The sequence below is a fragment of the Cohnella baijiui genome (assembly GCF_020731285.1).
Taxonomy (GTDB): domain Bacteria; phylum Bacillota; class Bacilli; order Paenibacillales; family Paenibacillaceae; genus Cohnella.
On record NZ_JAJFOW010000049.1, the window covers coordinates 38,298 to 45,235 of the forward strand.

Here is a 6,938-nt window from a genome sequence, read left to right on the forward strand (position 1 = left end):
AGAAAAGAATCGGCCGTCGCCGCCCTCCCGGGGAGGACGGCGCGCCAAAAGCCGAACCGGACTCGTCGAACGGGCAAACGTACCGGCGGACGCGCTTAGGCGCCCTTAGCCGAGCGTCTGGCTCCAGTCGTGCACCATCGAACCTTCGAGGAACTTCTCGCAATCGAGCGCGGCCATGCAGCCGCTGCCCGCGGCGGTGATCGCCTGGCGATATTTCGTGTCCTGCACGTCGCCGCAGGCGAAGACGCCGGGGACGTTCGTCTCGGTGGAGTTCGGCTTCGTTACGATGTAGCCATGCTCGTCCGTCTCGACCTGGCCGCCGAGGAACTTCGTGTTCGGCGTATGGCCGATCGCGATGAACACGCCGTTCGTCTCGATGACTTCCTCTTCGCCGGTCTCGTTGTTGCGCACCTTCAGCCCGGTGACGCCCATGTCGCCCGCCACGACTTCCAGCGGCGTGCGGTTCAGCCCCCAGCTGATCTTCTCGTTGTCCCGCGCGCGGTCCTGCATGATCTTCGAGGCGCGCAGCTCGTCGCGGCGATGAACCAGCGTCAGCTCCGATGCGAAGCGCGTCAGGAAGTTCGCTTCCTCCATCGCGGAGTCGCCCCCGCCCACGACGATGATCTTCTTGCCGCGGAAGAAAAAGCCGTCGCAGGTCGCGCAGGTGCTGACGCCGCGTCCGACATTGTCTTTCTCGCCGGGAATGCCCAGGTACTTCGCCGAAGCGCCGGTGGAAATGATCAGCGTCTGCGACGTAAGCGTCTCTCCGCCTTCCAGGTTCAACGTGAACGGCCGCTTCGACATATCGACCGAATTGATCCAGCCGGTGCGGAATTCGGCGCCGAAGCGCTCTGCCTGCTTGCGCATGTTCGTCATCAGCTCGGGACCCATAATGCCTTCAGGGAAGCCCGGAAAGTTCTCGACCTCCGTCGTCGTCGTCAGCTGTCCGCCCGGCTCCGGGCCTTCGATGACGAGCGGCTTCAGATTCGCGCGCGCCAGATAGATGGCGGCCGTGAGGCCCGCAGGTCCTGTTCCGATTACGATACTTTTGTAAGATGACATCTCATTTTCCTCCTCGGCCAACTGTAATAATAATTTTAACAGTTGAACCGTCGTTCCGCAACAAACGCTAGCCTTGTTCCAGAAATGAACGGTTCGTTAGCTTTAGCTTCTCCCGAATGCCGCAAGCTTCGTCGATCCGATTCGCATAGCGGCTGATCGTCGCCTGAGAAGCGCCGTACCGGTTCACCAGATCGGCGTAGGTCACCGTCTTGCGGTGCATCTTGGCTGTCCAGTATTCCAGCGCGGCGGCCCAGCCCGAGGCGTTGTGAAGCTTGGGCACGTCCGGGTAGACGCGCGACAGGTAGTCGACCCACAGCGTCATCATGTCATGCTGCTGGACGACGTCGTAGCGTTCGGCCATCTGGGCCATCGCCTGCTCGAGAATGCCCTGCCAAGCGCTGTCCCAGACCGGCAGGCGCGCGGAGCGGCGGCGGGCCTCCAGGGTGACCGTCCGGCCGCCGAACATGACCTTCAGCGCGTCCTCCACGCCGATCGAACGCAGCACCAGCACGGCGACCCGCTTCAGCTCGTCTCCCTCCTCCGGGTCGACGAGGAACGCCTTCAGCGCCTCGATCACCTCTTCGTCGGCGACAAGCCCGAGCGCCTGGATGACCTGCATCTTCGTGCGCCGGTCGCCGTGGCGGAGCGCCCAGAAGAACGACGAGCGGATCAGCGGATCCTTCTTGAGCGTGGAGGAGACCAGCTCGGGCCGCTTCTCCCATTCTCGGAACTGCTCGTCAAACGGCAAGTGGTAATGATACTGCGCGGGAGGCGCCTCTTCGCCCTCTCTTACCTTGGCCAATTTGCGCAGATAGAAATCAGGCACCGCGGGCGAGGCGTCGAGCCGCTTGGCCTGCAGCCAGTGCCGCTCGGCGTCGTCCAGGCGGCCGATGTTCGAGGCCGCCACCGCCGCGAAGTGATGCAGGCTTGGCTCGCCCGCCAGCTCGCCGGTGCGCAGCAGCCTGCGGAAATGCCGGTAAGCTTCGCGGTGATCGCCGATAATGCCGAGTGTCGTCGCCAGCTTGAAGACGTGCTCGGGATGGATCGGGACCGTCTTCTTCAGCAGGGCGACCAGCGCATCCAGCTCGGTCCGCTGATTCGCGTGCTGATAGAAGATCGCCAGATTGCACAACGCATGCAAATTGCCGGGCTCGGCCGTCAGCACCTCCCCGATCGTCTGCACGGACTTGTCGAACAAGCCCATATAATAGTAGGCAAGGCCCAGATTGTTGCGGGCGGCGAGGAAATCCGGCTGACGCGCGATGATATCCTCGAGGATGCGTACCGCCTCGGCAAAGCGTCCGGCTTCCAGCAGTTCCCGCGCCTTGTCGTGGGCGTACAGGTTTTCCTTGGACTTGATCGTCGACAGCTTGGTCGGGCGGTTCAGTTCGTAATTCAGCAGGTCAAGCAGCTCATCCGCTTCATCGAGGAACTGGCCCTCCGCGTCCGTCTCTAGGTAACGGACGAGCGATTCCTCGGCCGCTTCGTACAGTTCCATGTTGGCGTAGTTGTTCGCCAGGTAGTAGTAGCACTCCGTCATGGCGGGATCGATCTGATCGAGCACCGCGCGGAGAATGACGTTCGACTCCTCGTAGCGCCCCATCTCCGACAGGATGCCGGCCATGTTGCAGTGGTTCACCGGATTGTCCGGCTCGTACTCGACCGCCCGGCGGAAATACTTCAGCGCCTTGTCGTAGTGGAACCGGTCCAGCGATTGCACCGCCCGCTCAAAGAAAAAAGTCGCGTCCAAAGAGAACGGAATCACTTTCGGGCGACGGTTTTTCGCGACCGCGCGCTTCCGCTGATTCATCGGCAAGGCACCTCCCCGGTAGTTCGTTTCAATCCGTTCATTCCCATTCTTCGATCGGAAAACCCGATCGTTCGTTTGTCCATCGTCCGCCGGAGAATCCCGACCTGGTCGGCCATCCGTCCTGCACCGTTCGCCACGCCGCCCATAGCGCGCGTGTATTCGCCCGCTCGAACGCAGGCCCTCTGGGTCGTCCATGCGTATGTACTCGCCCGCGCATCCCGCTTCGTCCGGCGCGGCGATGGCCGGCCCGCCGCCGGCTTTTCGTCAATCCGATTATAACACAGCATCCCGCGCCATTAAACCGCGTAATGATGGGAGAGTCTCCTGCCTTCGCGCCCGCTAGCCCCGGAGCGAAAGAAAAGGATCGCCCGCGTCCGCTGCCGCGGAAGGGGAGATCCTTTCTCCGTCTCGTGCTGGATATCGGATATCGGGGCGTTAGACGCCGGCGGTCTTGAACAGCGTGCTGATCGAGCCGCCTTCCATGATGATCTTCGTCGCTTCGGACAGCATCGGCGCCACGGAGAGCACCTTGAACCGATCGGATCGGTCGTCCGGCAGCAGGATCGTGTCGGTAACGACGACTTCCCGGATGTTCGGGTGATCGAGCTTCTGCAGGGCGTTGCCGGAGAACAGCGGATGCGTCGCGCAGACGAACACGTCGTGGGCGCCGCGCTCCTTCAGCCCTTCGACCACGTTCACGATCGTCGTGCCGGTGTCGATCATGTCCTCGATGATGATCGGCGTGTAGCCTTCGACTTCGCCGATGACGTGGGTGATGACCGACTCGTTGTGCGCGGGGCGTTTCTTGATCATGATCGCAAACGGGGAGTCGAGCTGGTTCGCCAGCTTTTCCGCCGTGGAAGCGCGTCCCGCGTCCGGCGAAACGATGACCGGGTTCGCGATGTTCTTCGCCCGCAGGTAGTCGCTGATCAGATCGAGCGCCGTGAGGTGGTCGACCGGAATGTTGAAAAAGCCTTGGATGGCGGGGGCATGCAGGTCGATCGTAATGATCCGCGAGGCGCCCACCGTCGTGAGGACGTCGGCTACCATCTTCGCGGAGATCGGTTCCCGCGGGGCCGCTTTGCGCTCTTGGCGCGCGTAGCCGTAATAGGGAAGCACGATGTTGATCGTCCGCGCGGAAGCCCGCTTGGCGGCGTCGATCATCACGAGCAATTCTACGAAAAAGTCGTTGATCGGGTGAGACAGGGATTGCACGAGGAACACGTCGCAGTTACGGATCGTCTCCTCATAGTGAACGTAAACTTCGCCGCTCTTGAAGCGCGAAAGCTTAATCTTGCCGAGCGGCAAACCGAGTTGATCGGCTATCTTCTCGGCCAACACCGGGTTCGATGATCCGGAAAAAATACGAAGCTTGCTGCTGTACATGTGCCCCTCCAAAGGTTCGGTCGAGTAAGGCGAACCGCGAATCTATCTTCCCTATTATTATACATGAGATCCTATCGTTCGCCAAAACCGATCTTGCCTTATTCTAGGGCAAACAAAGGCCTCTTTGTTGCGAAAATCCGACATTTCGCGCCAACGTCTCACAATCTCCCGGCCGAAGCGGCGCTTAGTCCTTTTTGACCGGCTTGCGATGGCGGAACTCGAGCTCCTGCAGCACCTCGTCGAACGGGATGCCCTGCTGCTTCAGCAGTACCATCAAGTGGAAAATGAGATCCGCCGCCTCGCTGCGCGTCTCGACGTTGTCGTGGTTTTTGGCGCCGATGATGACCTCCGCGGTCTCTTCGCCGACTTTTTTGAGAATTTTGTCGAGCCCCTTCTCAAACAGGTACGTCGTATAAGCGCCTTCCGGGCGTTCCGCGTAGCGCTGGGCGATCGTCGTCTCGAGGCCCGACAGCGCGGCGAACCGGTCCGGCGCGGACCGGCGCTCTTCCGGCAGCTCTCCGTCGGCATCGCGATAAAAGCAAGTGTAGGCTCCAGTGTGGCAGGCCGCTCCATTTTGCTTGACGAGCGCGAGCAGCGTGTCGCCGTCGCAGTCGTAGCGGAGCGAGACGATCGGCTGCGTGTGGCCGGAGGTGGCGCCCTTGTGCCACAGCTCCCCGCGGGAGCGGCTCCAAAATACGGTTTCTCCCGTCTCCAGCGTGCGCTGCAGCGATTCGCGGTTCATATAGGCGAGCATCAGCACGTCCTTGCTGCCCGCATCCTGGACGACGACCGGCACGAGACCGTTCTCGTCCCATTTGATTTGATCGGCTAGCGATGGCGTCATCGCACGTTCACCCCTTGTTTCCGAAGCGTTTCTTTGACTTCCCGGATCGCGACTTCCTTATAGTGGAAAATACTGGCCGCGAGTCCCGCGTCCGCCTGCGCATCCGCGAACACGTCCGCGAAATGGCCGGCATTGCCCGCGCCGCCGGAGGCGATCACGGGGATGCCTACCCGCTCCGACACCGCGCGCGTGAGCGGGAGGTCGAAGCCGTCCTTCGTGCCGTCGGCGTCCATGCTCGTGAGCAGAATTTCGCCCGCGCCGCGGCGCGCCGCTTCCCGAGCCCATTCGAGCGCCTTGATACCGGTAGGATTGCGGCCGCCGTGGGTGTACACTTCCCACTCGCCCCATTCGGCGTTATATTTCGCGTCGATCGCGACGACGATGCACTGCGCGCCGAACGTGCGGGAACCGTCCGCGATCAGGTCCGGATTTTTGATGGCCGCGGTGTTGATCCCGATCTTGTCCGCGCCGGCCCGCAGCAGGCGCTTCATATCCTCGACCGCGGAGATGCCGCCGCCGACGGTGAACGGGATCGTGATCTCGCCGGCGGTCCGGCGGACGACGTCGACCATCGTGGCCCGGCCCTCCACCGAGGCGGAGATGTCCAGGAAGACGAGCTCGTCCGCGCCTTCGCGGTCGTAGATCGCCGCAAGCTCGACCGGGTCTCCGGCGTCCCGCAGGTTGACGAAGTTGACGCCCTTCACGACCCGGCCGTCCTTCACGTCCAGGCATGGAATGATCCGTTTGGCTAGCATGGGCGTTGGCCCCTCTCTATGGCAGGATGGCGCGCCGGCAGCCAAAAGGCCGTAGCGCGCCGAATTCGGTTCCGTTTCGTCCGGTACTGTTCCGTCCGCTTACGCTTGCGAGTACCGGCGGACCGCATCGGACAGATGAATGCTGCCCGTATAAAGCGCTTTGCCGACGATCGCTCCGCCGACGCCCGCATCCGCATGCTGCGCCAGGTTTGCCAGGTCCTCCGGCTTGCTGACGCCGCCCGAAGCGATGACGGTGCGGCCCGACACCTGCGCCAGCCGCACGATCGCTTCGACGTTCGGGCCGCTCATCATGCCGTCCCGGGAGATGTCGGTGAAGATAAACGTCTCGGCGCCTTCTTGCGCCAGCTCGACCGCGAGATCCTCGGCCTTCACCGCGGACGTCTCCAGCCAGCCGCGCGTGGCGACGTAGCCGTCGCGGGCGTCAAGGCCGATCGCGACCTTGTTGCCGTGCTTGGCAAGCACCTTGGACACGAACGCGCGATCCTCGATCGCGGCCGTGCCCAGGATGACGCGGGAGACGCCGAGCCCGAGCAAGCGCTCTACGTCGGCTTCGGTGCGCAGGCCGCCGCCGACCTGCACCGGCACCTGAACCGCGGCCGCGATCCGGCCGATCAGCGCGTCGTTGACGGGGTGCCCCGCCTTGGCGCCGTCCAGGTCGACGAGGTGCACCCACTGGCCGCCTTGCGCCTCCCAGTCGCGCGCCGCGGCGACCGGATCTTCGTTGTATACCGTTTCCTGGTTATAATCGCCCTGGACCAGACGGACGGCTTTGCCGCCGCGAATGTCGATCGCGGGATAGATAATGAACTTGGACATGTCTGGGTCCCTCCGAATGACGTAAAATGGCTTTCGCGCCCTCGCGCGCGGGAATCGGACAAGGCGCTGATGGCGAGGCGGCTGGTGAGGCGGCGGCTGGGGCGGTCGGGATTGGCCAGGGCCGTTTAGCGTTCCGCCGTCGTCTTTAACGGCAATAAGTATCGCTACAGCTGTCAGATGGCGTGCGCCTGTACCTAAGTCAAGAAAGTGGACACAACTTTTACGCAACCCGCTGCTGGTAATA

At 62.7% G+C, this 6,938-nt stretch carries 6 protein-coding genes; all 6 read right to left on the minus strand.

The genetic code is table 11. The features are described 5' to 3' along the window. Positions 1-105: 105 nt before the first annotated feature. Positions 106-1,062, minus strand: coding sequence for a thioredoxin-disulfide reductase (gene trxB / locus LKX83_RS28230; protein WP_227886183.1), 957 nt, complete (start codon positions 1,060-1,062; stop codon positions 106-108). Positions 1,063-1,129: 67 nt separating this feature from the next. Beyond that, the gene (locus tag LKX83_RS28235) at positions 1,130-2,872 is read right to left on the minus strand and encodes a tetratricopeptide repeat protein (RefSeq protein WP_227886184.1); all 1,743 of its coding nucleotides are present in this window, start codon (positions 2,870-2,872) and stop codon (positions 1,130-1,132) included. A 435-nt stretch (positions 2,873-3,307) separates the two neighbouring features. Next, positions 3,308-4,258, minus strand: coding sequence for a ribose-phosphate diphosphokinase (locus tag LKX83_RS28240; protein ID WP_227886185.1), 951 nt, complete (start codon positions 4,256-4,258; stop codon positions 3,308-3,310). Positions 4,259-4,442: 184 nt separating this feature from the next. Next, a complete protein-coding gene (hisIE, locus tag LKX83_RS28245) occupies positions 4,443-5,102 on the minus strand; it encodes a bifunctional phosphoribosyl-AMP cyclohydrolase/phosphoribosyl-ATP diphosphatase HisIE (RefSeq protein ID WP_227886186.1) in 660 nt (219 codons plus the stop codon). Next, positions 5,099-5,857, minus strand: a complete 759-nt coding sequence (gene hisF / locus LKX83_RS28250; protein WP_227886187.1) for an imidazole glycerol phosphate synthase subunit HisF — start codon at positions 5,855-5,857, stop codon at positions 5,099-5,101. Before hisF ends, hisIE begins: the two co-directional genes overlap by 4 nt. A gap of 99 nt (positions 5,858-5,956) precedes the next feature. Beyond that, positions 5,957-6,694 (minus strand): 1-(5-phosphoribosyl)-5-[(5-phosphoribosylamino)methylideneamino]imidazole-4-carboxamide isomerase, encoded by a 738-nt coding sequence (gene hisA / locus LKX83_RS28255; protein WP_227886188.1) that lies wholly within the window; start codon positions 6,692-6,694, stop codon positions 5,957-5,959. Positions 6,695-6,938: the final 244 nt, after the last annotated feature.

Coding starts and splice junctions, on each gene's coding strand:
- trxB (WP_227886183.1), bottom strand. CDS start 1,062: ATGTCATCTTACAAAAGTATCGTAATCGGAACAGGACCTGCGGGCCTC.
- LKX83_RS28235 (WP_227886184.1), bottom strand. CDS start 2,872: ATGAATCAGCGGAAGCGCGCGGTCGCGAAAAACCGTCGCCCGAAAGTG.
- LKX83_RS28240 (WP_227886185.1), bottom strand. CDS start 4,258: ATGTACAGCAGCAAGCTTCGTATTTTTTCCGGATCATCGAACCCGGTG.
- hisIE (WP_227886186.1), bottom strand. CDS start 5,102: ATGACGCCATCGCTAGCCGATCAAATCAAATGGGACGAGAACGGTCTC.
- hisF (WP_227886187.1), bottom strand. CDS start 5,857: ATGCTAGCCAAACGGATCATTCCATGCCTGGACGTGAAGGACGGCCGG.
- hisA (WP_227886188.1), bottom strand. CDS start 6,694: ATGTCCAAGTTCATTATCTATCCCGCGATCGACATTCGCGGCGGCAAA.